Source organism: Sphingobium sp. DEHP117 (assembly GCF_030867385.1).
Lineage (GTDB): Bacteria > Pseudomonadota > Alphaproteobacteria > Sphingomonadales > Sphingomonadaceae > Sphingobium.
The window spans coordinates 886,324-912,337 of record NZ_JAPFBJ010000002.1; the positions used below are offsets into that span (position 1 = coordinate 886,324).

At 63.7% G+C, this 26,014-nt stretch carries 21 protein-coding genes and 1 tRNA gene; 6 read left to right on the top strand and 16 right to left on the bottom strand.

Annotated features, from left to right (window positions below):
- Positions 1-53 precede the first annotated feature (53 nt).
- On the bottom strand, positions 54-2,153 hold the full coding sequence (locus tag OOT33_RS11310; protein ID WP_307750127.1) for a catalase: 2,100 nt from the start codon (positions 2,151-2,153) through the stop codon (positions 54-56).
- Positions 2,154-2,361: 208 nt separating this feature from the next.
- Between OOT33_RS11310 and OOT33_RS11315 the strand changes: the two genes are divergently transcribed.
- A complete protein-coding gene (locus OOT33_RS11315; RefSeq protein WP_307750366.1) occupies positions 2,362-2,625 on the top strand; it encodes a DoxX family protein in 264 nt (87 codons plus the stop codon).
- Between the two features lie 417 nt (positions 2,626-3,042).
- Here the strand turns inward: OOT33_RS11315 and OOT33_RS11320 are convergent, their stop codons facing one another.
- Complete coding sequence (locus OOT33_RS11320) at positions 3,043-4,257, bottom strand: IS701 family transposase (RefSeq protein ID WP_307750082.1); 1,215 nt, start codon at positions 4,255-4,257, stop codon at positions 3,043-3,045.
- 26 nt (positions 4,258-4,283) lie between these two features.
- Positions 4,284-4,640: a hypothetical protein gene (locus tag OOT33_RS11325; protein WP_307750128.1), complete on the bottom strand. Its 357-nt coding sequence runs from the start codon at positions 4,638-4,640 to the stop codon at positions 4,284-4,286.
- A gap of 51 nt (positions 4,641-4,691) precedes the next feature.
- On the opposite strand from OOT33_RS11325, the gene OOT33_RS11330 reads away from it, so the two are divergent.
- Entirely contained in the window at positions 4,692-5,453 is a 762-nt protein-coding gene (locus tag OOT33_RS11330; RefSeq protein ID WP_307750129.1) for a calcium-binding protein, read from the top strand.
- Positions 5,454-5,821: 368 nt separating this feature from the next.
- Here OOT33_RS11330 and OOT33_RS11335 read toward each other — a convergent pair.
- Both OOT33_RS11335 and OOT33_RS11340 read right to left on the bottom strand, forming a co-directional pair.
- A tRNA-Val gene (locus OOT33_RS11335) sits at positions 5,822-5,897 on the bottom strand.
- 128 nt (positions 5,898-6,025) lie between these two features.
- Positions 6,026-7,111: a winged helix DNA-binding protein gene (locus OOT33_RS11340; protein ID WP_307750130.1), complete on the bottom strand. Its 1,086-nt coding sequence runs from the start codon at positions 7,109-7,111 to the stop codon at positions 6,026-6,028.
- Between the two features lie 312 nt (positions 7,112-7,423).
- Between OOT33_RS11340 and OOT33_RS11345 the strand changes: the two genes are divergently transcribed.
- A complete protein-coding gene (locus OOT33_RS11345; protein ID WP_307750131.1) occupies positions 7,424-7,951 on the top strand; it encodes a hypothetical protein in 528 nt (175 codons plus the stop codon).
- Here OOT33_RS11345 and OOT33_RS11350 read toward each other — a convergent pair.
- The 6 genes from OOT33_RS11350 to OOT33_RS11375 are packed head-to-tail and all read right to left on the bottom strand — an operon-like array spanning position 7,948 to position 15,386.
- Positions 7,948-8,727, bottom strand: a complete 780-nt coding sequence (locus tag OOT33_RS11350; protein ID WP_307750132.1) for a methyltransferase domain-containing protein — start codon at positions 8,725-8,727, stop codon at positions 7,948-7,950. The two genes, OOT33_RS11345 and OOT33_RS11350, sit on opposite strands and share 4 nt — an antisense overlap.
- 35 nt (positions 8,728-8,762) lie before the next feature.
- The gene (locus tag OOT33_RS11355; RefSeq protein ID WP_307750133.1) at positions 8,763-10,190 is read right to left on the bottom strand and encodes a UbiA family prenyltransferase; all 1,428 of its coding nucleotides are present in this window, start codon (positions 10,188-10,190) and stop codon (positions 8,763-8,765) included.
- The gene (locus OOT33_RS11360; RefSeq protein ID WP_307750134.1) at positions 10,187-12,178 is read right to left on the bottom strand and encodes a hypothetical protein; all 1,992 of its coding nucleotides are present in this window, start codon (positions 12,176-12,178) and stop codon (positions 10,187-10,189) included. The genes OOT33_RS11355 and OOT33_RS11360 overlap by 4 nt, the downstream gene beginning before the upstream one ends.
- A 42-nt stretch (positions 12,179-12,220) precedes the next feature.
- Entirely contained in the window at positions 12,221-13,231 is a 1,011-nt protein-coding gene (locus OOT33_RS11365; RefSeq protein ID WP_307750135.1) for a GDP-mannose 4,6-dehydratase, read from the bottom strand.
- Positions 13,228-14,463, bottom strand: coding sequence for a glycosyltransferase (locus OOT33_RS11370; RefSeq protein ID WP_307750136.1), 1,236 nt, complete (start codon positions 14,461-14,463; stop codon positions 13,228-13,230). The genes OOT33_RS11365 and OOT33_RS11370 overlap by 4 nt, the downstream gene beginning before the upstream one ends.
- A 20-nt stretch (positions 14,464-14,483) precedes the next feature.
- Positions 14,484-15,386, bottom strand: coding sequence for a sulfotransferase (locus tag OOT33_RS11375; protein ID WP_307750137.1), 903 nt, complete (start codon positions 15,384-15,386; stop codon positions 14,484-14,486).
- Positions 15,387-15,461: 75 nt separating this feature from the next.
- Between OOT33_RS11375 and OOT33_RS11380 the strand changes: the two genes are divergently transcribed.
- Positions 15,462-16,997 carry a GMC oxidoreductase gene (locus OOT33_RS11380; RefSeq protein ID WP_307750138.1) on the top strand — a complete coding sequence of 512 codons (1,536 nt, stop codon included), beginning with the start codon at positions 15,462-15,464 and terminating at the stop codon, positions 16,995-16,997.
- Between the two features lie 112 nt (positions 16,998-17,109).
- On the opposite strand, the gene OOT33_RS11385 is transcribed toward OOT33_RS11380, so the two are convergent.
- Genes OOT33_RS11385 through OOT33_RS11405 form a run of 5 tightly spaced genes read right to left on the bottom strand, consistent with a single transcriptional unit; the run spans position 17,110 to position 23,697 of the window.
- The gene (locus OOT33_RS11385) at positions 17,110-18,159 is read right to left on the bottom strand and encodes an NAD-dependent epimerase/dehydratase family protein (protein WP_307750139.1); all 1,050 of its coding nucleotides are present in this window, start codon (positions 18,157-18,159) and stop codon (positions 17,110-17,112) included.
- Positions 18,156-19,274, bottom strand: coding sequence for a glycosyltransferase (locus tag OOT33_RS11390; RefSeq protein ID WP_307750140.1), 1,119 nt, complete (start codon positions 19,272-19,274; stop codon positions 18,156-18,158). The genes OOT33_RS11385 and OOT33_RS11390 overlap by 4 nt, the downstream gene beginning before the upstream one ends.
- A gap of 4 nt (positions 19,275-19,278) precedes the next feature.
- Complete coding sequence (locus tag OOT33_RS11395; RefSeq protein ID WP_307750141.1) at positions 19,279-20,616, bottom strand: nucleotide sugar dehydrogenase; 1,338 nt, start codon at positions 20,614-20,616, stop codon at positions 19,279-19,281.
- A 16-nt stretch (positions 20,617-20,632) separates the two neighbouring features.
- Positions 20,633-22,138, bottom strand: coding sequence for an oligosaccharide flippase family protein (locus tag OOT33_RS11400; protein ID WP_307750142.1), 1,506 nt, complete (start codon positions 22,136-22,138; stop codon positions 20,633-20,635).
- Positions 22,135-23,697, bottom strand: a complete 1,563-nt coding sequence (locus OOT33_RS11405; protein WP_307750143.1) for a glycosyltransferase family 39 protein — start codon at positions 23,695-23,697, stop codon at positions 22,135-22,137. Before OOT33_RS11405 ends, OOT33_RS11400 begins: the two co-directional genes overlap by 4 nt.
- Before the next feature lie 163 nt (positions 23,698-23,860).
- Here OOT33_RS11405 and OOT33_RS11410 point away from each other — a divergent pair, with 163 nt between their 5' ends.
- The gene (locus OOT33_RS11410) at positions 23,861-25,306 is read left to right on the top strand and encodes a hypothetical protein (RefSeq protein ID WP_307750144.1); all 1,446 of its coding nucleotides are present in this window, start codon (positions 23,861-23,863) and stop codon (positions 25,304-25,306) included.
- Positions 25,307-25,322: 16 nt separating this feature from the next.
- The gene (locus tag OOT33_RS11415; RefSeq protein WP_307750145.1) at positions 25,323-25,871 is read left to right on the top strand and encodes a PepSY domain-containing protein; all 549 of its coding nucleotides are present in this window, start codon (positions 25,323-25,325) and stop codon (positions 25,869-25,871) included.
- Positions 25,872-26,014 lie beyond the last annotated feature (143 nt).

Here is a 26,014-nt window from a genome sequence, read left to right on the forward strand (position 1 = left end):
ATTGTATTGCCTCTAAGACCGGCCTGTCCGGCAGCTGTGCAGCATCCCCGAGTTCAGGGCAGCATCCGTACCTTAGGCTCCCGTGCCCAATATCGCTGCGCAGCGGCTTCGGCGAATTTGCTTGGGCTGACGATACCTTCGTCAGGTTCCACGCCTGCCTTGTCCAGCAAGGGTTTGGCGGCCTCGCTGTACCCAATCGCCTTCAAATGACCGAAAGCATCCATCACGAACTGGACAGCGGCCGCTTCTTTCATCAGCATCTGACATCCTTCGTCGGAAAGTAGCACAGCGACTGCATCGAACAGTACCGAGGGCGATCCCGCAAGCTGGCCATCCGCTTTGAGCTGTTTGCCGTTGGACAGGGTGACGCTGCCGATCTTGGGCGCAATGACGAGCGCGGAGCCACCCGCACTCTCGATAGCCGAGATGACGGCGTCCACTTCGTTCGCATCGGAACCGTCGGCTATCAGTACGCCGAATTTGCCGCCCTCGACTGTAGTGCGCTCGCGAGGGCCGCCGATGATACGGAGCGCCGGAGACGGCTCCATCTCCTGGACGTCGGCGGCTGTTTTCGATGCCTTGGGCAAATCCATCGCCAATCCATCGGCAACGCGCTTGGCAAGATCGGGATCGACATTGACGAGATTGGACAGCATCCGCTTGCGAATATGGTCAAGGGCCACCTTGGAAAGCTCGAACACCAGAGCCGAGGCGACGTGCGCCTGCTCCGCCGGATCGAGCGAGCGGAAGAAAAGCCGGGCCTGACTATAATGATCGGCAAAGCTATCCGGCCGAATGCGCAGCTTGTCGCCCTGTTCATCTTCAGCTGCGCGGCCGGGAGAGGTCGAGAAACCGGTCATCGGGCATTCGCGGGGGCCGCCTTCCTCACCTGCGTCGCTCAGGCTGTTGGGTTCATAGTTGGCGCGTCCCTTGGGCTGAAGCATCTGCATATGGCCGTCGCGCTGGAAATTCATCACCGGGCATTTGGGCGCGTTGATAGGGATCTGATGAAAGTTGGTCGAACCCAAGCGCTTCAACTGGGTGTCGAGATAGGAAAACAGCCGCCCCTGCAAGAGCGGGTCGTTGGAAAAGTCGATGCCCGGCACGATATTGGCCGGGCAATAAGCCACCTGCTCCGTCTCGGCGAAGAAATTGTCGGGATTGCGATCGAGCACCATGCGACCAATCATCCGTACCGGCAGCATCTCCTCCGGAATGATCTTGGTGGGATCGAGCACATCGAACGGCAGGCTGTCGGCGAATGTGTCATCGAATGCCTGGATGCCCAGTTCCCACTCCGGGAAGTCGCCGCGCTCAATCGCTTCGTAAAGATCGCGGCGCTGAAAATCAGGGTCGGCGCCCGCGATCTTCACCGTCTCGTCCCAGATCGTCGAGGCGAGGCCCTGCTTGGGCTTCCAGTGGAATTTGACAAAGGTCGATTTTCCTTGCCCGTTCACCAGCCGAAAGGTGTGGATGCCAAAACCCTCCATGGTGCGCAGGGTGCGCGGCAAGGTTCGGTCCGACATTGCCCACATGATCATGTGGGTCGATTCCGGCATCAGCGAGATGAAATCCCAGAATGTGTCGTGCGCGGTTGCCGCCTGCGGATAGCCGCGGTCCGCCTCCATCTTCGCCGCGTGGATGAGGTCGGGAAACTTGATCGCGTCCTGGATGAAGAACACCGGGATATTGTTGCCGACCAGATCCCAATTGCCTTCCTTGGTGTAGAATTTGACCGCGAAGCCGCGCACATCGCGTGGGGTATCGACGGAACCCGCGCCGCCCGCCACGGTGGAAAAGCGCGTGAACAAAGGCGTTTTCTCACCCGCGCGCTGGAAAATGTCCGCCTTGCTGATATCGGACAGGCTTTCATAGAGTTCGAAATAGCCATGCGCCGCCGATCCGCGCGCGTGGACGATCCGCTCCGGGATGCGCTCATGGTCGAAGTGAAAAATCTTTTCCCGCAGCACGAAATCTTCGAGGAGCACAGGACCGCGCGCGCCAGCCTTCAGCTGGTTCTGGTTGTCCGAAATCCTCACGCCCTGGTTGGTGGTCAGGTGGGCCTCGGCTTCTGTATGATCGCTCTGCTTGCTAACCTGCTGATGCGTTTCACCGCCGGTTCCTGTAAATGTATCGAATGGGTCGTTGGGCACCGGCTGTCTCCTGATATTGCTATCGGGATAACTCGGTGTTGGTCCGGAAGTTCAGCGCCGCTGGAATTAAGATTGCCGCTCATGAAGACCTGGATCAGAATTCTGTCGTTATTCCCTGGCGCCTTTGGCCCATAGTGGTGGACGGGCATCTGCTGGAGAACTGCCCGTGAAAGTGCAACGCGAACATCTCCGCACCGCTCTTCGCTGGATGTTGGCGATCGCTTTCGGTTTTGCGGGGATAGTCCACCTCCGGTCCCCCGAAAGCTTCCTTCCTATCATGCCCGATTGGGTGCCCTTTCCCAGGCAAACGATCCTGATAACGGGCGTATGTGAGATCGTAGGGTCAACTGCTCTGTTGACACGTCGACTGCGGAAGCTTGCCGGTGTCATGCTCGGCACGATGCTCTGGGTTTCACCCTCTGCGCCCCTCCGAGGCCATGGCCCCTCCGAGGCCATGGCTCAGAAGCGATAGCTGATGCTGGCACCCCCGGCGATGTCGGCGCTCTGGCTGTTGAGGCCGGTAATGCCATAAAGGGTGAGGCTGAGCTTCTTCGCGAGGCGCACATTAGGGGCTGTGGGGATTCAGTCCATATAGGCCTGCAAAGCGCTATTTTCTGCGCTTCGATGCTCACGTACCTTTAAGTACGCTGCGCTCCGATGCTCGAAAATCCCCCTTTTGCCCTGCGGTCGCCTGCGGCCCCGGCTCTATCTGAACTGAATCCCCACGGCCCCTAGCATTACAGTTGCATTTTTAATTTGATATGGGCGCGCCGTGCGGCAGCCTGATGCGCTCGTCTCCAGCATGACCAAGCGATGATGGTGGCGGGCTGGATACGACGCTGGGCCAGTTTGTTGGCGATCCGCCGGACTTCCTGGATCGACCAGCGGATCAGATCCTGATGGTTGGCATTCTCAGCCTTTTTGGGGGCGTCGTGTCGTTGGCGCGATACCGGATGACCGCCATCATGGCGAAGGCGAGCATCACGAGCGAGACGTGGCGATGCCAGCCATGCCATGATCGCGTTTCGTTGTGATCAAGGCCGAGTTCGTTCTTGGCGGTTTCGAAGCTGTCTTCGATCGCCCAGCGATGACCTTCGACGGAAACAAGCGTCTGGATGCCCGTCCCGGCCGGGCACCAGGTTGTGAAGAAAGCGAGATCGCCGTCGCTGATATTGCGGCGGATCAGAAGGCCCCGGGTCCAAAGCCCCGATTTCGTCTCATCATATTCATCAGCTTCGAGATCCGCGAGTTCGCAGTAAGCCCAGTCATGAAGCCGCGCGCCCTTGGTTCCCTCGCCAGCAGACAGACGCAGCCATGCATCGGGCGCAAGATCACGGGCGATTTCTTCCGCAGTGCCTGCAACCAGGGGCTTTCCTGCCCACGAGCCGAAATGGTGATCGGATTTAACCCCGAGAACATAGCCTTTGCAGGCTCGGCGCAGCGCGCCTTCAATGTCCCCAACACCGTACACCGCATCGGCCGCCACCCATGAAAAAGGCACATCCGCTGCCAGCGCGCGCCCTATCATATCGACCGCCAAAGCTGGCTTGGTGGCGAAGGCGACCGCCTCGGGAACATGCGCGGCAATCAGCCTTGCCGGGTCACCCGTCCAACTCTTGGGCAAATAGAGCGCCCGATCGATAAAGGCGTGACCCCGTGCCGACACATAGGCGGCGAACACACCAATCTGGCAGTTCGTGATCTTGCCAGCCGAACCGGTATATTGACGCGCAACACCGCAGGATGCCTTGCCTTGCTTGAGAAAACCGGTCTCATCGATGACCAGAACTGCATCTTGTGTGCCGAGGTTTTCGACAACATAATCCCGCACAATGTCGCGAAGCCCGCCCGCGTCCCAGCGCCCCCGGCCCAAAATGGCCTGCTGTCGCCAAGGACCCGGATCACCCGCCGCCTCAGCCCGCATCCAACCCGTCTTACGGCGCTCGTCGCCCAGCAAACCATCCAGAAAAAGGTTCGCTGACACTGCCACTCGTTCCTGCGTGAACAAGCCACGCATACGAGCCTTCACGTCGCGAAGCGACGATGCCCATAGCTCCAGCGTGGTCTCAATTGATGCGCCTGTCATCCACGGCCTCCTTACCATGGAGACCTATTGATTCAGAGTTTCAATCAATATGCAACTGTAATGCTAGTCCACCCGGTGATCTCGCTGCTCCCCTTCGTGCCGCGAAATGCCGACTGCTGCCAGTCATAATCCGCGCCGATATAGAACCCTTCAGCCGCTTTCAGGCTGGCGCCCGCACCCGCGCCCCATGTGGAGCGGATGGTGGACTCTGTGGACTTGCCAGCAAATTTGCGGCGGCCGTGTGCATATAGGCTGAAGTCGCCAATATCCTTCACCAAATCCGCCGACGCGGTGACATCGACCCTGCCAGTGCCCAGACGTTTTTTGCGGGAGGCCGTCGGGAGTTTCACTTTTACGCTTGGCTCAAGATAGAAATCACCGCCCAGGTCGACGTAGGTCATCGCGACGCTCACGTCGCCCAGCCCGCTGCGCTTGTCGTTGGTGAGCGCGGGTTGAGCGCTATTTATCACGTTGCTCCTGTCTTCAACCTGCGCGCTGCCGCTGCCTTCACCCTCACCGGCAACGCGCTGGCCAACACGATCACGGGTGGCGCGGGTAACGACACCATTTCCGGCCTTGATGGCAACGACATATTGATCGGTGGCCTCGGCAACGACCATCTCGATGGCGGCAACGGAAATGATCGGCTCGACGGCGGCGGCAGGGCTGACATTTTGACAGGCGGCGCGGGCAATGACATCTATTATGTCGACGATGCCGCTGACCAGGTGATAGAGCTGGCCGGCGGCGGCGCGGATACCGTGTTCACCACCTTGCTTGATTACACGCTGGCGGGAGAAGTCGAGAAGCTCACGTCGAGCGGGGTCGGAGATTTCACTCTCACCGGCAATGCTCTTGGCAACACCGTCACAGGCGGCGCTGGCAATGATGTGCTGACCGGCCTCGGCGGCAAGGATATCCTGATCGGTGGAGCGGGTGATGACGTCCTCAATGGCGGCGCGCTGGCCGATACGCTCACCGGAGGCACAGGGGCAGACAGCTTCGTGTTCGATACGCTGACGACCAGCGCGAACAAGGATACCATCAAGGATTTCGAGCTCGGTATCGATCATATCGCGCTTGATCGCGCGGCTTTCGGCGCATTTGCAGGCAATGCTACACGCGCCCTCATCGCAGCAGACCTGTTTTACGGAGCGGCCGCCACCGCCGCCAACCAACACTTCATCTACAACAGCACGACCGGCGCACTCTAGTATGACGCGGATGGTCTGGGTGGCGCCACGCAAGTGCAGATCGCCACTCTCACCAACCATGCGCTGATCCAGGGATCGGACATCGTACTGATATAGCTATATAATGACAGGCGCTCGTAGGGAGACTATCAGAGGCGAGCCCGAACCGGAAAACGTCTAACTCAAAGCCACTTGGTAGATGGAGAGGCAGCTTGCCTCCATTCTTCTCCATGACCTGGCGTTCCGGACTGTCTGGACAAATTGTCGTTTGCTCCGATCTGGCGTTCTTCCGCCGACCTCTCCGTATACACGGCGTATACACAGATTAGAGTCGGCAGGCCCCCACACCCATCCCACACCCCAAAAATGGCGTTTTTCCGCGGGTTTTGTGGTGGGCGATGACGGGCTCGAACCGCCGACATTCTCGGTGTAAACGAGACGCTCTACCAACTGAGCTAATCGCCCGCGCTTTCTTCCGCTGTGCGGGAGGCCGCTGCTATCTAGGGGAAAGAGCCGCTGGGTCAAGCCGTTTTCGCCCAGCAGGCACATAATCCTCCGGCGACGGCGCTCGATTGTCAGCCTTTGCTTCAGGTTCAGACACCCTTTCGGAACCCATCGTCTTCTCCCTCGCCGAGCGCCGTCAGCAGGAGCGCGCGGGTCTCGTGAAACCAGCGCACGACCGCATGCATGCCTGCGTCGGACAGGGTGATAAAAATCCGGCGGCCGTCGCTGGGGTCGGCCTGCCGCTCCAGCAGGCGGCGGTCCGTGAGCTGGCGGATCCAGCGCAAGGCAGTCGTGGGGGGTACGGCGGCGGCGATGCACAGGCTCGAAACGGAGACTTTTGTGTTTTCAAGCCGGGCCGCCAGCAGATCGAGCAGGATGTCCCATGCGGGGTCGGCGAACAGATCGGGCGCAACCAGATGATCGCGCAGGCGCCTGACGCGCAGGATCGCGCGGACCTGCTGCGCGCTGATCGGTTCCTGCCAACCCGGAGCCTCGAAAGGTCCGCCCCGATACACGCGCTTCGGCGACTTGAGGGCCATCTCCCCCGCCTCGCCCCAAGGGCGCAGATCAGCTTCCTCCGGCGCGCGATCCTGCACCAGAGCCTCGACCATCCGGTTGAGCCGGAGCAACTGATCGTTGAGACGCTGAAAATGATCCACTTCTGCTTCGGTCTCGGCCCCAACATCGTGCAGATAGTTGCCTGCCGCCTGATGTTGCACCAGCGCGGCGACGGCGGCGATCAGGTCTTCGCCGGATGGGTCGCACAGCAGAATAGGGCGGTCGCTGCCAAGATGGCCATGCACGATGTCCAGCCCGGCAAGTTTTGTAATGACGATAGCTGCGAGATGGCCAGCCTCCGCCTGTCGGCCGAGCTGGACGAGCAACTCGCCCACGCCCGCCTCCTCCCCCGTACAGCAGAGTATGAACGCATCGGGTGCCACCATATTCCTCAGCTGCTCGGCGGCGCTGGATATCGACACGGTGTCGAGTATGCGCAGCCCGGTGGCGCGGGCCAGCGCGGCAACGCGGCCCATTGCCTGGCCTGCCTCGCCTGCCATGCTGTCGCCCGTGCAGATCAGCACGGATGTTTGATGATCTGCCTTGGCAAAGCCAAAGCCCTCCATCGGATAATGCGGCGGTGTGGTCCACTGATGCTCGGCGGGTTCAATCGGCACGGTCGCTCCCATACAGTCCATTGTCAGCTCTCTTGGCTGGATGATGTCGTGCGAACCCGATTCTTTGCGCCATTATGGCGAGAAAACCGCATAATGCCCGGGCGTGTTGGTCCAGAATGAAGTGATATGCCCGACAGCGCCCTTCCTTGCCGCGCTGGCTCCCATCGTCTTTTCCCACTGCTTCTATGCTAAGCCCAAGATTTTCCTGCCACAGTCGAGAGAATATTCCCTCCGAAGCGGAGAGAATTGTGAGAAAGCATCCAGACGGAATTTCCTTTCCCGCTTCGCCGGGAAACCTTAAGGCGTGCCGCGATGCCGTCACCCCATTCTTCCAGCTCCGATCTCGAGTCTTCGCTCCGCCGGTTCGACGCGCAATTGCGCGCAAGCGACAGCGCCACACAGACGCTGGAGACCTGGCTGGCCACGCAGAGCGGCAATGCCGATGTGACGCTGTCCGCCCATGTGCGCGCCGTCGTTGCGCCCCGCGTCGACCTTGCCGTCCAGCGCCGCCTTGAGGTGGAGCGCTGGGCCGAGGTCAGCTACCGCCGCGTATGGCTCGTCTGGCAGGGGCGGGTGTTGTCTGTTGCCGAAAACTGGTTCGTGGCGGCGCGGCTAGGGGAAGGCATGGCGGCCGATCTGGCCGGCGGCGCCACGCCGTTCGGTGCGGTGATCGCGCCACTCGCGCCCACGCGCGAGACGCTGGCGGCCGAATGGCTGTGGGCGGGGAAGGGGGATCGTCTGCCTACCGCCCTGTTGAGCCACCACGCGCTGGTGCGCGCCAGTGATGGCGCGCCGCTGTGCGAGGTGCGCGAGGTCTATACCCGCAATATCCTCACCTAAACCCGCTTCACCGCGCGGGCGCAGACGATCAGCTCATAGTTCGGGTCGTTGTAATCGATCTGGTCCGGCCTGATCTCGCGCGCGCCCAGCCCATGCAGGTTGGCGACGCAGGAGAGCACGTTGCCATAAGTCTGCACCTTCAGGTTCTCGCGCCCGAACACGTCACCAAAGAGGCGTCGCTTGGATTGCGAGGTGAAATGCCAATATTCGCCCCAGTCGTCCACGCCCTCGCGCCGCGCCACGCGCGACATGCCGTGAGATGTGGCGAGCACCACGCCGCCCGGCTTCAAAATGCGATGCAGCTCCCTGATGCACTTCTCGATCTCGAAGATCATCTGCAGCGTCTGGGTGATGATGATGCAGTCGAACGTGTTGTCAGGGATGTGGGGCGCGTTGGTGAGGTCCGCGACGATGGTGGCCTTGGGGTTGCCCTCAACATAGTTCAGCACATCCGGCTGGGTCACGCGGTTCCCGCCGAACTTGATGGTGTAGGCGGGGTCGCCCATCTCCAGCGTGCGGCCTTTCACATCGGCGCTGTGTTCGCCCAGAAACTGCTCGATATAATAGCGCTCGATGGTCAGCAGATCGCGGTCCTTGCCGAAGATCGCACTGATCGGATCGAGCCGGTCGAGGCTGCCGAAATTGACGCTGCCCACCGGCACGGCCTGCAGCCCCAAGCGCCGCTGCTGTGCGCGGATCCAGTCCCGCGTGGAGGCGGGCAGCAGCGCCACCGCGACATCGCGCACCTTCTCACTGATTTTCGCTATGATCGGCACGTCAAAACCCCTTCACACCCAAATTTTTCACCGCCTCAACCCACCGCCGCCAGCCAGCACAGGCCCACCATCGCGCCATGCAGCCAGCTCACCCGGTCCTTGAGGGCAAACACCACCGGGTCGTCATGCAGTGCGCCTCGGTGCGCCTTCACCCACACGCGGATCAGCCATGACGCCAGCACCAGCGGTACGAAGAACAGCCGCTGCGGATGCTCGTACAGCCCTTTTGTCGCCACGTCGAACTGCATGTAGAACAGCATGACCAGCACCGACATTGCAGCGGTCGCGATGCCGAGCGAAACGGTGAGTGGCGTGTCTGTGGCGAGGTAGCCGCGCCCGGCCACCGTGCGCCCCTCCGCGCTTGCGCGGACCAGCTCCGCATGCCGCTTCGCAAGCGCCAGCGAGCCGAACAGGATCATCGCGAAGGATGTGAGCCACAGCGATTGCGGCTGATGTGCCAGCTCCACGCCCGCCTGAATGCGCAGCGTAAACAGCCCGCCGATCACCATCACATCGACCAGCGGCTGCGCCTTGAGCCACAGCGAATAGCCGAGCGTCAGCGCGAGATAAGAAAGCAGCACCAGCGCAAAGCCGGGATCGAGCGCGATGCTGCCCGCCAGCCCCGCGACCAGCATCGCCGCGCCGATACCTGCTCCCTTCAGAAGAGACAGCTTCCCGCTGGCGAGCGCGCGGTGGCGCTTGCCGAAATGCGCGCGGTCGGCGGAGAGGTCGTTCATGTCGTTGAACAAATAGGTGGCCGAGGCGACGAGACCGAAGCACAGAAAGCCCGCGATCACCCGCGCGATCATGGCGGGATCGTGAAACGCCTGCCCCAGCATCAGCGGCACGAACAGCATCAGGTTCTTCGACCACTGGTGCAGCCGCAACGCCTTCACCCAGTCGCGCAGCCGCATGGAGGGAGGCGTGAAGCTTTGGGCAGGGGCGATCCCCCGGCCCTTGAGCGCCCGCGCCACCGATGTGGAGCCGCCTGCGACATAGGCATGGCCCGCTTTCTCCCACACCGGCAGGTCGGCACGCGCATCGCCGATATAATCGAAGCCGTGCGGGAATCGCTCGGCAAGCGCGGCTGCCTTGTTCGCCCCCTTGAGGTTGTGCGCGCCATCGCTGGCGATAACGCCGTCGAACAGTGCGAGATGCTCGGCAACCCCGTGCGCGATGCGAGCATCGGCCGCCGTCACCAGCCACACCTGCCCGCCGCCCGCCTTGCGCTTTTCGATGAAGGCGAGGATATCCGCGTCATAGGGCAGGGTGGCGCAGTCGAGTTTCGCGGCGTCGGCCAGCGCCTGCTTGAACCCGGCACGGCCCTTCATCACGCGCGGCAACAGCGCGGCAAAGCGCAAAGGCGCGCGTGTCGCCACCCGCACCGCACACTCGACCAGCGTGTCGGTGCGCGCCAGCGTGCCGTCCAGATCGACGATGAGGGGAAGATGATGCGCGGTCATGGCGTGGACTCGCCTGTTGCCCGGGGCGCGATATGCCACACTGCCCTGCCCGGCAGGCGTGCGATGATCTCCGCATTCGCCGCCGGGCCGAGATCGCGCACGAAGACTGGGCCGGAGAGATCCGGCGTGTTGAGCGTGAAGGCGCTCCCGAACTCGCTCACATCATCGCTTTTCACGAAGATGAGCGCATTGTCCGTCGCGCCCGCCGCCGCCATCTCGCGATAGCCACTGTGGAAACCCCGGAATTCCCAATATTTTTCAACTGCGCGCCACGGCAGAAAGGCAAACAGGCCAAGCGCGCCCATCAGCGCCGCCACTACCGCCACGCGTTGCCTGCCCTCCGCCCACCCGGCGTGGTCCGTCATTGCCGCTGCCGTCTGCAATCCGCGCGCAGAGAGGTATAGCGCGGGCCATAAGGTCATGTACCAATAGCGCGGGCCGATATAGAAGCCGCCATTGAACCAGTAGAGGCTGTAGGCGAGGATGGTGGCGCCCATCACGGTGAGCATCGCCTTGTCCATGCGGTTGAGGCGTCCCCAGATCAGATGGACATAGACCAGCAGCAGCGAGCCCACCGCCCAGCCGAGCAGCTCCGTATTCATCGATTTTAGGTTGAACTGCTGCTCGATCAGCGCCTCCAGCGGGCCATGGCCGCGCCAGATGTCGACGCCGCCCCAGCTGTCCGGAGAGCCGATATCGGCGCCGAACCCCAGCCGGTTTGCGCCCTTGTGCCACAGATGGTCGAAATACTGGTCGATCGGCGTTGCCATCGCGTTGCCGGTCAGCATCCGGTTATAGGGGAAGACCAGCGCGCCGAGCGCAATGCATCCCGCGCCATAGGCGGCAACGCCGATCCAGCCGGATAGCGCCCGCAGGTCGGCCCGGCTCATCGCCCACAGGCCGGTCCCGGTGCCGATCAGCACACCTTCAAGCGGCCGGGTGAGGAACAGCGCGCCCATCAGCAACCCCGCCAGCAGCCATGCGGCCACGCTGAAGCGCCCCTCCACCAGCATCAGCCGCCATGCCCCCAGCACCAGCACGAGGGTGAGCGGATGGCTCATCAGCGAGGCGCCCATCGCCAGAAACCATGGCGAGATGCACAGCAATAGGGTCACCAGCGCCGCCAGCCGCGTCGAGGCGATACGCGCGACGAAACTGTGGCTCAGCAGAACGGCAAGCCCGGTCAACAGCGGATTGACGATGAAGGGCGCCCCCGCCGCTACGCCCAGCGCCAGCACGGCAGGCCAAGCGGGCGGGAAGATCGAGAACCACTTCCCGCTCTCGATGCTGATCCAGTCATAGGCGAGCGCGGCGTTGAGCGCGCCGCCCGGCGCGGCCAGATAGAGATGCCCCGCCGCATACATCTTGGCCTGAAACAGATAGGCCACCTCGTCGGGCAGGCGCGGCATACGGTCAAACGCGGTGAGGGCGAGCAACAGCGATACGCCAAACGCCCAGAGCGCCGCAACATAGGGCAGGCGCGGCGAAACTGCCACCCGCTCTCCCCATGCGCCCATCTGCCTCAGCACTTCCTCGGGCGCCATCATCGCCAGCGCGGCAAGGCAGACGCCGTGGATGGCGATCAGGTCCGCGCTCGCGAAAACCTGCTTGGCAAAGGTCGTATATTCATGCCGGAGCACGAACCCCATCGGCGAAACCGCGCAGATCAAGAGAAGTAGGCCGAGCAGGAGGATGCGCCTCATGCCGAGGCGTTGTGCTCCTTGCCACAACGCGGCCAGTCGCCCCCCGCTTAATAGCGCGATCCCGGCTGCGGCGGCCTCCAGCGCTATGAGCACATAGCAAAACTGGGCCAGCCCCTGCGGCTTCAGTTTCAACGCGCCAAACCAGAGCGGGTCCTCCAGCCCCAGATGTCCGGCATTGCCGGCGACAAACGCGGCCGCCAGCGCCCACATGCCCTCGCGCCTCAGCAACGCGATAAGGCCCAGCGCACCCGCCAGGCCCAGCATCGCCGCGAACCATAGTGGCACGCCAACCGCCATCATCTACGCCTTCCCCCCGGCGATGGCGCTTCAGGCCGCCGCGTCGTTCTTTCCGGAATCCGCCACCGGCGCGATTCCCATCGCCGCGCGCTGTTCGGCGATCACATCGTCGATGATCTGATCGAGCGAGGTGCGCGGGCGATAGCCGATGAACTTCTCCAGCTTGCGCACATCGGGAATGCGGCGCTGCATGTCTTCAAAGCCGAAGCCATAGACCTCGCTATAGGGCTTCTTGACGATCTCGGATTTCGAGCCGGTCTTCTTCTTGATCTTCTCGGCCAGCCCATAGATCGAGACTTCCTCGTCGTTGCCGACGTTGAAGACATGGCCGATCGCGTTGGGCGCGTTCAAGAGGCGGGTGAGCGACTCCACCGCGTCATAGACATGGCCGAAGCAGCGCGATTGGTCGCCGGTGCCGTGCACGGTGATCGGATCTCCCTTCAGTGCCTGGCTCACGAAATTGGGCAGCACCATGCCGTAATAGCCGGTCTGGCGGGGGCCGGTGGTGTTGAACAGGCGCACGATGATGCAGCGGATGCGCTTCTCGTAGGAGTAGGAAAGGGCGAGCGATTCATCCAGCATCTTGGCGACGGCGTAGGACCAGCGCAGGTTCGCGGTCGCGCCCAGCACCAGGTCGTCATCCTCGGAGAACGGCACCTTCTCGGCCTTGCCATATACTTCAGAGGTCGAGGCGATGATCACCAGCTTGTTGCCGTTGGCGGCGGCATGGAGAATATTCTCGGTGCCGTTGACATTGGTGTGGATCGAAAGGCTCGGCTTTTCGAGGATCAGCTTGACGCCGACGGCAGCGGCCAGATGGATCACCGCGTCGCATTTCTCGACCAGCTCCTGCACCAGCGCCTGATCGCGTACGGAGCCGATCACCATCTCGAAATTCTGGTGATCCTTCGAATTGGCGAGGTTCGCCATGTCGCCGGTGGAAAGGTTGTCGAGCACGACAACGCCATGTCCCATACTCAGCAGCCGCTCGGTCAGGTGCGATCCGATAAAGCCGGCGCCGCCAGTTACGAGGATTCTCATGCTCTATTCTCCAATACCGAAATGACGTGTTCGTTGCCCTTCGCGCGCGCAGCCTTACGCACGACATCCAAATATTCTGTTATGACGATGTCTTCTTTCCAATTTTTTTCATAGGCGATCCTCGCCTCGCGCGCCAGCGCGTCGCGCCGGGCGGGGTCGGTGCCCAGTTCCGCGATCGCCGCGCGCAGCTCCGCCTCGTTTTCGAACAGCAAACCGCCCCCCTTGGCGATGATCTCCGGAAAGGGGCCGAGGCGGCGCGCGATCACCGGCGTGCCGCCACGAAACGCCTCGATCAGGATGATGCCGAATGTCTCATAGCATAATGACGGTACGATGAGCGCACGGGCATTGCTGTACCAGGCGGGCAGCGCTTCGGGGTCGAGCCGCCCGGTGAAATGCACGCGGTCCATGCCTGCGCCTTGCGCGCGCAGCTCCGCCTCATAGTCGCCGCCACCCACAACCACGAGGTCGGGCCCGTCCGCCGCGCTGCCGGAAAAGGCGGGGATAATGTCCTGCACGCCCTTGATCTTTTCCAGCCGCCCGACGAACAGGAAATAGGGGCGCGGATGCGGCGCGGCCTGTCCCGTGATCGGCGGCATGTCCGGCAGGAAATAGGGCACCACCTCCATCTCCGGCGCAAAGCCGAAAGCGCGGTGTTTGTCGCGGCTGAACTGGCTCTTGGCGATGAAGGCGTCGATATGCCGCGCCTCGCGCCCCAGCTTGCCGGTCCAGCGCCACGGCTGCGGCGGGCGCCTGTAGCTCAGCTGGCAGCGCACGCACGCCCGCTGTTCGCAGACCTCGCGGTTTTCCTTCCACAGCACATGGGTGGGGCAGACGAGCCAATGCTCATGCGCCTCGTAAATCCGCACGGCATTCGGGTCGCCAAGGCCGAAGAGGCCCGGCCCGCCGACCAACGAGGCGTTGTGGTGCCAGATCACATCGAACCTGCCGGGGCCGAGCAGCTCCTCCAGCCGCGCCTTGTGGATGACCGGGCGGCCCAGCTGATGCACGAGCAGGTTGGAGAGCATGCCCATGCCGGAGGCGAGGCCGATCACCTCGATGCGCGGGTCCATCTCGATGCTCGCGGGTTCGCGTCCAGCCTGCGTGGTGTAGGCATCCCTGTCATGCACCACGGTGATGTGGTGCCCCCGGTCCGCCAGCGCGGTCGCCAGCCTGCGGATGCCGATGCCGTCCCCGCCGAAGTTATACGGCGGGTAGAAAGTCGTCAGCATGGCGATCTTCAGCGGAATAGTTAATGCTCCAGCCAGTGGGACAGGTCGCGGTCGACCATATCTTGCAACTGCGAAATGTCATCCCGCAATGCGTCCGTTAACCACGCTTTTGCTGAGGGAGAGAGCCGGTCGCGCGCAAGGTTGCGGCGCGATACCATATCGCGGATCGCCCGCCGCGCGCTCATCGGCACCACGAGGGCGGCGAGGCTCGCCACCGGGTTGGGCCGCATCACGAGGTTCTGCAGCCACGCGTGGCGCGGCTGGCCGCCCATGTTGGTCTCGTGGGTCACATCGGGCACGAAGGCGTGATCGACGCCGATAAATTCAAAAATCCGGGCGAGCATCGCCTTCGGATCGGTGCGATAATCCTCATAGAGGAAGATCTGCATCTGCTCGGGCGGAAACTCATCGCGAAAGCGGCGCAGCTGCTCGGCATAGCGCGGGAAGCTCGAATATTGGAACAATGGCTGCCAATGGTCGGCCAGCCGCTGCGGCTCGGCCTTCAGCGCCGCCTCGAAATCGTCCAATGGCTCGATCATCTGCGCGCGGGCATAGAGATAGTGTGAGAATGCCTGCTCGATGGGGTTCCTCAGCACCGCGATCAGCTTGACGTCCGGCAGGCGCGCCCTGATGCGCTTTGCCGCATCCGGCGCCCAGAGATAGAGCGGCGAGGCTTCCCCCCGCGCCGTGCCCTCGGGCGCATCGGCAAACAGGGCGGAATAGTCTTCCCAGCTATGCACGGAGTTATTCACGAACTCGTTGCCCGGCCCGCGCCAGTCCAGCGCCTCGCCCTCAAACGCGAAGTAATTCGGTTCCTTGATCGCGCTCATGAACACCTGGGGATGCTGGCGCACGAGATCATAGAGCGCGGTCGTGCCTGCGCGCGCCGCGCCGATAATCAGGAAGGTCGGCGTTTTAGCCATTGATCGAGATGCCCCTTTGATTAAGCCTTAACAACTAACAGCCTAAATATTCCGTTACAATTGCGGGGCAGGTATTTGAACGCGCAGGATATCATCGTCGGATCGGGGCCGAGCGGTTATGCGGCGGCGGTGGCCTTGACCGCGCGCGGGCGCGATGTGCTGGTCCTCGATGCAGGCGAAGTGATGGACGAGGCCGCGCAGGCCTTGCGCGCGCGCATGGGGTCCGCCGAGCCGGATCAATGGGCCGCCGAAGACCGCGACGCAATCGGCGCGCTGCGTCGCTCCGAAAAAAGCGACAGCATCCAGCCCTTCGGCTCCGATTTCCTGTTCCGCCTGCCCGCAGAAATGGCGGACTATGCCGAGGATAGCGGCGTCCACGGCCTAAAGCCCTCGTTCGCGCGCGGGGGCTTGTCCAACGGCTGGGGCGCGTCGGTGCTGCCCTATCACGCCAGCGATTTCGAGGGCTGGCCCATCGGGCTGGCGGACCTCGCCCCGCATTATGCCGCCATCGCTCCTCTCGTCGGGATGGCGGGGATGCGCGATGGGCTGGCCGACTTCTATGGCGGTGTGGCGATCGCCGAGGACCGCCCGCTGCCCCAGAGCACACAGGCACGCGCACTGCTGGATCGGATGGAGCACAAGCGAGATGCCCTCGCGCGCATGGGCGTGCATTTCGGCGCCTCGCGCCAAGCCATCTCCCCCGGCTGTCGCGCCTGCGCCATGTGCCTCTATGGCTGCCCCTATGGCCTCATCTTCAACGCGGGCGACGCGGTGGCGCGCTTGGCGCAAGAGCGCACGCTGCGCTATCAGGGCGGCGTGATCGTGCGCGGCTTTGCCGAGCATGCCGGCGGTGTCACGCTCCAGACCAGCGCGGGCAAGTTCGAGGCCGAGCGGCTGTTCGTCGCGGGCGGCGTGCTGCCCACCACAAAGCTGGTGCTCGGCGCGCTCGATCTGCATCATGAGGTGACAATCCTGGACAGCCAGCATTTCTATCTGCCAATGCTGCACCGCTGGAACGCAGGCGGTGACCCCGCCGCCGAGGCGCGGCACACGCTGGCGCAGGCGTTCTGGGCGATAGACGATCCCGCTGTCGAAAAACACGTCGTCCACGCCCAGCTCTACACCTATAACGACACCTATGCGCCGGATATGCGCGCGCGCTTCGGCCCGTTCGCCGATCTCGCACAGCCGCTGATCGAGGGGCTGAGCCGCCGCCTGATCGTGGCGCAGCCCTTCCTCCATTCGGACGCGTCGCCCGCCATCGGCGCGCGGATCGCGGGCGGCAGGCTGTTCACACGCCGCATCGACAATGCGCGCACCAAGGCCGCGATCCAGCGGGTGAAACGCAGGCTGGCGAAAGTCGCGTGGGCGGCGGGCCTCGTCCCGCTCACGCCGCTGCTGCGTCCCGGCAGCCTGGGCAGCAGCTTCCACTGCGGCGGTAGCTTGCCCATGCGGGATCGGCCGACCCACGGCGAAACGGACGCCCAAGGCCTGCTCCGCGGCCAGAAGCGCACCTACATCGTCGATGCGTCCGTGCTGCCCACCATCCCCGCGCCGACGATTACCTTCTCGGTGATGGCAAACGCCCATAGGATCGCAAGCGAGGCGTGATAATCTCATACACATCCTGATGTCATCCCCGCGAAAGCGGGGATCCAGGATGTCGAGGAGGCTGTGCTGTCAAACTGGATTCCCGCTTTCGCGGGAATGACAATGGTTGCTCCTAACGCACCCTTTTATATTTCTCGCTTAGCGCGGCGCAGGTACGCGCGATGCCCTCTTCCGCGCCCACCTGCGGCACGAAGAGGTGCGCGCGCATTGTGTCGGTGCGCGCCACCCCGGTGCCGAGGAACAGCTTCGGGTTCTCCGCCGCCGGGCGCCAGATGCGTGGGCCGGGCTTGCGCGCCATCGCCCAGCCGCGCAGCTTTTCCAGCCGCGCGGTGCCGATCAGGCTGGCGGCGATCGCGCTCGCCCGTTGCACCAGCGCGGAAAGAGCGGAGGGCTTTGCCGCCGGGCGCGGCACATAGGGCGCCGTCGGCTCATGGCGCACCGTCGCGCCGCATGCCTCCGCATAGGCGCCGAGCAGCCGGTTCCACGGGAAGGCTTCCGGCCCGGAGACGATGAACCGCTCCGCCCCGCCGTGTTTAAGCTCCGCCGCCGCGATGAATGCGCTCACCAGATCGTCGATATAGAGGCCGTTGCACAGGCCATCGTCACAATCGGGCAGGATCAGCGTGCCGCCAGTCATCTTCTCGGCCAGCGCATCCGCCCATTGCGGCGAGCCGGGGCCATAGACGATCGTGGGCTGCAAAATCACCGCGTCAAACTGCCCTTCGCCCACGCGGCGCGCAATGTCCCGCTCGATCGCGCGCTTGGCGTTCTTGTAATCATGCCCGGGCGCGTCGCACGGTGATGCCTCGGTCACGTCGCCAAGCGGCCAGTCGTCATAGACGGCGATGGAGCTGGCCTGCACCAGCATCGGTACTTGTGCCAAGGCGCATGCGTCGGCCGTCTTTACGTAAAGCGCGATGTTTTCTTCGGCCGAGCGGCGAAAATCATAAGCGAGGTTGAACAGCGCGCTCACGCCCGGCAGCGCTGCCGCCATATCCCGCGCGGCGATGTACCGTATCGCGCCACTGCCCTTGCCGATGCGGCTCTTGTCGCGCGTCGGCACGATCACCTGCGCGCCCAGCTCCGCCAGCCGGGCGGCAAGCGCCCCGCCGATAAATCCGGTGCCGCCGGTAATGCATACGCTGCGGCCCTGCCAGCTCATGTCCGGCCCAGCCGCTCAGCATAAAGCGCCTCGAACGCCGCCTGCACATGAGGCGGAGAGAAGCGCTCATCCTGCGAACGCTTGAGCGCCGCGTCGGACATGGCGGCTAAGCGTGCCGCGTCCGCCGTAAGCGTGATCAACTGTGCCACCATCGCGTCGACATCCCCCACCGGCACCACCGCGCCGACATCCGGGCTCACCAGCTCGGTCACGCCTGCCGTATCGGTGGCGAGCACTGGCGTCGCCTGCTGAAACGCCTCGACGATGGTGATTGGCAGCGATTCCCAGCGCGAGGGCAGGAAAAACAGGTCTGCCGCCGCCATATAGAGCGGCGCATTGTCGCTATGGCCGATGAAGCGCACGGCCTCGCCGACATCAGCCTCCGCCAGCCACGCCTGCGCCTGCTCGCGCTGCGGCCCGTCGCCCACCACCACGAAACGCAGCGCCGGGTTGATGCCAAGCGCCTTCTTGGCGGCGAGGATCAGATGATCGATCGCCTTCTGATGCGCCAACCGCGCGACGGTGACGATCAGTGTCTTTCCTTGCGCGCCCAGCAATTCCGCCTTGCGCGCAGCGACTTCCTCCACCGGCGGGCGCGGCTTTTGCTGCACGCCAAGGCCCATGACCCGCACCTTGTCCTCCGGCACGCCGCCTTGCGTCATCAGATCGCGCGCGCTGTTGTAGCTCGGCGTGATGATGAGGTCCGCGCACATCCGCGCGATACGGCCGAACTCCGCGATCCGCTCCGGCTCCGCGCCGTGAAAGGTCACGAATACGGGAATCCCAAGTCCCCGCGTCGCCACCCACGCCACCAGCGCGGGCGCGCTCTCATGCGCGTGGACCAGCTCGATCCCTTCGGCCTTCAGCACCTTGCGCAGCGCGAGCCCGCTTTTCAGCGCGGTCCACAGGCGGCGCGGGGTCGATCCGCCTTCGGCCGCGACATTATGCACATCGATGTGGCGAAAGCGCGCGTCCTTCTGCTCGTCCATCCACGCCCCGCGCGTGCCCGCGATCCACACCTGCTGCCCGCGCGCGCGCAGGCCCAGCGTCAGGTCGATCACATGACGCTGGATGCCGCCGGGCGGGAAGCGGGTGCAGAGCTGGAGGATGCGCAAATATTTACGCCTTCACAGCCTGCGCCGCGTTGATGCCCCGCTTGGCGAGCGCGTTGCGCGTATCGACGATCAGCTTCGCGTGGCTTGCCACCAGCGCATAATCGACCGCGGCATGGTCGGTCGAGATCAGCACCGCGTCATAGCCCGCGAGGCTCGCCGGATCGAGCGGGGCGGATGCCCGGCCCGCCAGCTCGGCATGTTCGCGCGTCATCGGCACGACGGGGATATGCGGATCATGGAAATCGACATGCGCGCCCTGCGCCTCGATCAGGTCGATCAGCGTGAGCGAGGGGCTTTCGCGCAGATCATCCACGTCAGACTTGTAGGCGAGGCCAAGGATCAGCACCTTCGCGCCCTTCAGGCCCTTGCCCGATTGCGCATTCAGCGCACGCGCCAGCTCGCCCACCACATAGCGCGGCATCGCGGTGTTGATCTGGCCGGCCAGCTCGATGAAGCGGCTCTCGATGCCGAATTCCCGTGCCTTCCAGGTGAGGTAGAACGGGTCGATCGGGATGCAGTGGCCGCCAAGGCCGGGGCCGGGATAGAATGCCTGATAGCCGAACGGCTTGGTCGCGGCGGCGGCGATCACTTCCCACACGTCGATGCCCATTTCGGCGTACACCAGCTTCAGCTCGTTCACGAGCGCGATGTTGACCGCGCGGAAGATGTTCTCGGTCAGCTTCGCCGCTTCCGCCACCGCCGCGCTGTTGACCGGCACGACCTTGGCGACCGTCTTGCCGTAGAATGTTTCGGCGAGCTTGCGCGATTGCGGGTCGTCCGCGCCGACCAGCTTGGGAATGGTCTTGGTGTTGAAGCTCTGGTTGCCGGGGTCTTCGCGCTCCGGAGAGAAGCCGAGGAAGAAGGTTTCACCCAAAATGCCGCCTGCCGCCTCCAGCACCGGCTGCACCACCTCGCGCGTGGTGCCGGGCCATGTGGTCGATTCGAGTACGACGAGCTGGCCGGGGCGCAGCGTCTTGGCGATCATCTCGGCCGTGTTGACGACATAGGAGAGGTCGGGGTCGCGGTTGCGCGTCAGCGGTGTCGGCACACAGATGGCGAGAGCGTCCGGCTCGCCCAGCCGGGCGAAATCCGCCGTCGCCTCAAACTTTCCTGCGGCCAGCGCCTCGCGCATCTCGGTCGGGTCCATGTACGAGATCACCTGCTCGCCCGCGTTGATAGCATCGACGCGGCCCTGGCTGATGTCGAAACCGATCACTCTGTATCCGGCCTTCACCCCCGCCAGCGCCAGCGGCAGGCCGACATAGCCCAGGCCGATGATGCCGATGGTGGCGGTGCCGTCCTCAAGGCGGGAGAGAGTTTGTTCGTAATGCGCAGAAGGCATGGAGGCTCCGTTCGGTTCAGTGCTGTGCGCCGTCGGGCGCGGGTTGATGGGGATGAGGGGCGGGGATGCGCGGCGCGTCGCCCTTGATGAGCTGGCGCACCTCGGCAATCAGGTGATGGTCGAAGGCAAAGGCGGCGGCGAGGAACAGGCCCATGCCGATGGAGGTCGCCGTCAAGGGATCGAGCGCCAGCTGCCGCGCGCCCAGCAGGATCAGACCGGCGGCGATCATCGCGGGCAGGGCAGGCAAGAACGGCACGTCATGGCCGCGCTTGTGCGTGTAATATTGCGATACGCCCCACACCACCGCGCAGGCGATGCTCATCGCCGCCGCCGCGCCGGTAGCGCCGAAGCCGAGCGGGCCGATTAGCAGATAAGCCATTGGAATCGCAGCGCAAACCCCCGCTATCTGCGAGACGAGCATGTCGTTCCCGCGCTTCGCCGCAATCAAGATCCACCGCGCATGCCCCGACAGCAGCGTCAGCGGAAAAGTCCATATCAACATGGAAAAAGGCATGGACGCCCGCTCGAATCCCGCGCCGAACAGCAGGCGCAACAGCGGCTCCGCCATCAGCGCCAGCGCCAGCGCCAGGCCAATCCCGCCCCACGCGCACGCGCGCACCGACATGCGGGTGAGGCCTGCCAGCGCCGCGCGGTCTCCCTCCACCCGGCGCGAGATGACGGGATAGAGGTTGAAGTGATAGAGCCAGCTGAAGGTGACGAGCGATACGCCGAGCCTGTGCGCCGCGCCGAAATAGGCGGTGTCGGTCATCCCCGCCATCGCCGCGAGGATCAGCAGCGGCGCGTATTGAAACAGCGCCCAGCATATCGCCCCCAGCCCGATCGCCGCGCCCTCGCGCAGCAGGTCGGCGAGCTTGTGCAGCGCGAACCGCAACCGCAGCGGCGCGACCTTCCGGTGCTGCACGCTCATGAGATAGCCGGTCGCCAGCAGCACGGAGAGTATCTCGGCAAAGCCCACGCGCACCACGTCCGCATCGCCCCGCACCAGCAGCACACAGCCCAGCATGAACGAGATCACCCGCACGCACTGCGCCAGCACCACCTGGCTCATCATCCCCTTGGCCTGAAACAGCCAGTCCTGCTTCCACGGCGGGATGAACAGGCTCAGCGCCACGAGGCAGGTGAGCTTCAGCGCATTCGCGTCCTCGGTGTAGAACCATGTGAACAGCACCATCGCCGGAGCGATGACGAGCGCGAGGCATAGTTGCGCGGCGGGGATCAGCGCCACCAGCTCGTCCGCGCTTTGATGCCCCTGCGTCAGCCGCCTTACGCCGACCGAGCCCAGCCCTCCGTCGATCGCCAGCGTGGCCAGTGTCGCCAGCCCCATCGCATATTCCACCGCGCCATATTCTTCAGGCAGCAGGCGCCGGGCCAGAATCGCAAATGCCAGAAAGGCGATGCCCTTGGTGCCGATCTGCCCGACCCAGAGCATGCCCAGGTCCCGCGCCAGCTTGAGGCGGGGATGCATCATTGCGCGGCCGATGAGGACGAAGCTGCGCGTCATGGCTTCGCCGCGCCCTTGTCGATCAGCGTCCAGACCTCGCCATCGCCCAGCGTGCCCTTGAAGGTGTCCATGTCGGTATAGTGGGCGACCAGCTCTGCCTTCACGTCAGGCCGCGCGTTCAGCGTCTGGTTCGGGAACGCGATCACCACCCACGAACGTCCCTTGGTGGCGCGGCGCAGGCGCTCCAGCTCCGCCCCGGTTTCCACCACCGTGAACTCCGGCGCATAATAATGGCCATAGGCATATCCCGCCAGGCCGATGGCGGCGATGCTGTCTCCCGGCTTGGCATAGCTGCGCAGGAAGTCGCGTGCGCCGGTGAAATCCTGCTTTGGGTGCAGGTAATTGGGTATCAGCAGGGCGATGGACACCAGCACCATCATCACCATGCCGAACCGCGCGATCCACGGCGCGTCGAACATGGACTTGCCCTGCCATCGCAGCCAGGGCGCGAGGATGCGGCTCCAGACATAGACGCCCTCGACAATCGCCATGAAGATGAAACCGATATCGACGAAGAAATAGCGCGGCCAGATGCGCACGCCGACGATATAGAGCAGCAGCATCGCAAGCGGCACATGCACGACATAGATGGTGACCAGCACCGGGCTGCGGCGATAAAGATCGATCACGCCCGCCGCCAGCACCAACAAAGCGCCGAGCACGATGACAGGCACCAGCGGCCCCGCGCTCGAGATCGAGCGCCCGATCTCCTGCACAGCGCGCAGGGGATTGCGCCATTCCGCCAGTGCCGCACCGCTGGGAGCGGCGGATGCCTTGGACACTTCGTTGATGGTGCTCAACGCCTGCTGGATTACCGGCGCATAGAGCGCGAGGGTTATGATGATGCTCAGCGTGATGCCGAATATCGGGCCCCAGCTCAGCAGCCCGGGCTCCCTATACTGCGCGCCCCGCCCGAGTAGCGCCCGCCCGGCCATCCATGCGTAGACCACACCGTGCGCCACGAAGAAAAAGCCTGCCGACATGTGCGTATACATCGCCGCCGCGACCAGCAGGCCATAGCTCGCCCAGATCCGCCAGCCCGGTTTCTCCAGCCCCTTGATGAACGCCAGAGTCGCCGCCGAGCAGAAAAACAATAGCCCGGTATACCCCCGCGCGTTCTGAGAGAACCACACATGATGATAGGATAGCGCGAGCAACAGCGCGACGACGAGGGCGCCCGGCGCCCCCATCATCCGCCGCGCGATCCGCCACTGCACAAAGATGCTCCCCACGCCGAACAGGATCGCGGGCAGCCGCAGCGCCGCCGGATTTTCTCCGAACAGGCCTACGCTGGCCTGCGCCAGCAGGCTGTAAAGCATATGATTGTTCAGCGAATCGAAGACGCCAATCAACTGCGAGGTCGGCAAGCGCACATAATTCACGACCGTGAATATCTCGTCGTACCAGAGCGAGGCGTCCGCCTTGAACAGCCGCAATGCCAGTGCAAGCGCGAGCACGAGCGCCAGCGCGCCCCACTCCCGCTTGCCGACATTCACCCCTTCGTTCATGCCCCTGCCCATGATGGAGCCTGCTCCCCGCTTCTGGTTGCGCTGCAACATGTATCGTTGAGCGGCGTCTTATGGCAATCGCGTAAAGGATGTTTTGCTAAAGCGCGCCAAAATCGCCAATAATTTATCTTCATTGAAGACAATTGCCGTATAAGAGGCGACCGGCGCACTATCTCGGGGGATCGGCCAAATGGTTTGGGGGGCAGGAAAAGCGGTGCCGACGGTCTCATTGAACCGTCTCTATCTGCTGCGGAGCATATTGCTCGCCTTGTTGCTGCTCTGGCCGCTGCTCATCTTCGGTCGCCCCGCCTATATGGATGACAGCGCAGCCTATCAGAATGGCGGCGAGCAGGCCGTCACTTTTGCGTTGCGCAAATTGCATATCACCGGGCCCGAGGCGAACAAGGCCTTGCCCGCCACTGGTGGCAAGACGCCCCCCCCCAAGGCGCAGCCCGGCGCGGACGGCGGCAAAAACACCAAGGTCGCGCGGTCGATCCCCTATAGCGTGCTGGGCTATGTTTTCGGCGGGCCGGGCATGACGATGACCTGGCTTGCGCTGTTCCAGGCGGGCACCACCGCGCTGGCGCTGGTTGCGCTGTTCGAGGCGGTTGCCGGGCCGGGTTGGCGCCCTTTTGCCGCAATGGCTGGATTTACGGCGTTCGCCAGCCCGCTCGCGCCGATCGTGACCTTCATCATGCCCGATTGCTATGCACCCGTCATTATCGCGGTGATGGCGATCCTGCCTTTTTACTCTAGGCGGTTCAGCGGGGTCATGCTGGTCCTGCTGCTCGGCATCGCGGCGCTGGGCGTGGCCCTGCACACCAGCCATCCGCCGATTGCCCTCGGCACTGCGCTTGCGATCAGTGCTCTGCTCGTCCTCTTCCGCCGTTCTGTACCGGTGGGTCTTGGGCAGGCACTTGCGATACTCTGGACTCCCGCGCTGCTCGGTGTGACTCTGGTCATGCTCTCCGGGCTGGTCGGCTTTGGAAAGGCCAGCATCTCGCCCAAACATTATCCGCTGGCGCTGGCTCGCGCGGTCGATAATGGCCCGGCGCGCTGGTATCTGGAGGAGGAATGCAAAAATCCGCGCCGCTACGCAATCTGCGAGATTTATGGCACGCGCATCCCCTTGACGGTCCAGGAAATGCTGTGGAGCAAGGACAGCCTTGTCACCCGCGCCACGCCGCAGCAGCTTGACAGGGTGCGCGCCGAAGAGCGCACCATCATCATCGAGACCACCAAGCGTTATCCGTTGCAGCAGCTCTACCTCGTCGCGCACGACGTGCCGGAGCAGCTGATCGTCTTCCGGCTCAACTATTTCCGTTACGATACAGAGATTGTGCGCAACGCGGCGGGCGATATCGTGCTGCACTCGCCGCCGGGGGACGCACCGCAACCCGCGCTTTACGATGGGCTCGAGCTTCTGAACAACACCCTTGTTGGGGCGGGCGTGATCGCGCTTCTTTGGCTGTGGCGCGGGCTGAACCGCGCCCAGCGCTGGATGGTGGTCATCATGCTCATGGGCTTGCTGGCGAACGCTGCGGTGTGCGCTATCTTCTCGGGCGTGGCGCCGCGCTATCAGGCGCGCGTCGTGTGGCTGATACCGTGGTTCGCGCTGGCACTGGGATGGGCGCGACATCGCTCAACCAAGGCAATGTGAAGCAAAAGGGGGGTATATGAATTTCTGGCGGCGCTGGCATCGCTGGCTTGGGATCGTGGCGGGCGTTTTGCTTATTCTCATGGCCGTTACCGGCGTCCTGCTTCAGGTCGATGAGGTAGGCGGCTTCAGCGAGAAGGCGCGGGAACAGGCGATTCAGCGTCGCGGAGCGGTGCAGCCGCTCGATCTGGTCACGGCCGCTCGTCAGGTCGAAACCCACTCTGGCGGGCGCGCTATCGAAATGCTGAAGCTCGAGGCGCGCAAAGGCGCGCCGGTTGCCATCGTCCGCTTTGCGGGAACAGACAGGCCGGTGCAGATCGACCTTCTCACCGGAGCGCAAAAGCCGGGCAGCGAAGCGCCCAGGCCGGGCGGCAGCATGGCCGAAAAGGTGCGCCTCCTGATCCTCAATCTGCACACGCTCGGTATCGTGGGCGGGGCGGGCCACATTGTGGGCGGCATTGCCGGGGTGGCGATGGCGGTGCTCGGCGGGAGCGGCCTGTGGATGTGGTGGGTCATGCGCCGGGAACGGGTTCGCCGCGGCAGTCGGCAGACCTGGTTCTGGAAATAATGCCATCCCAAGAGAAGGCGGGCCGGGCCAAAGGTTGCCGATCATGATAAACGAACTTGCGTCGGTGTTCATTTGCCCGATAGTTCAACCAGATGAAGTGATTCTCCACTTCGTCCGCATTTCAGATGTTTGGGCAAGCGTTA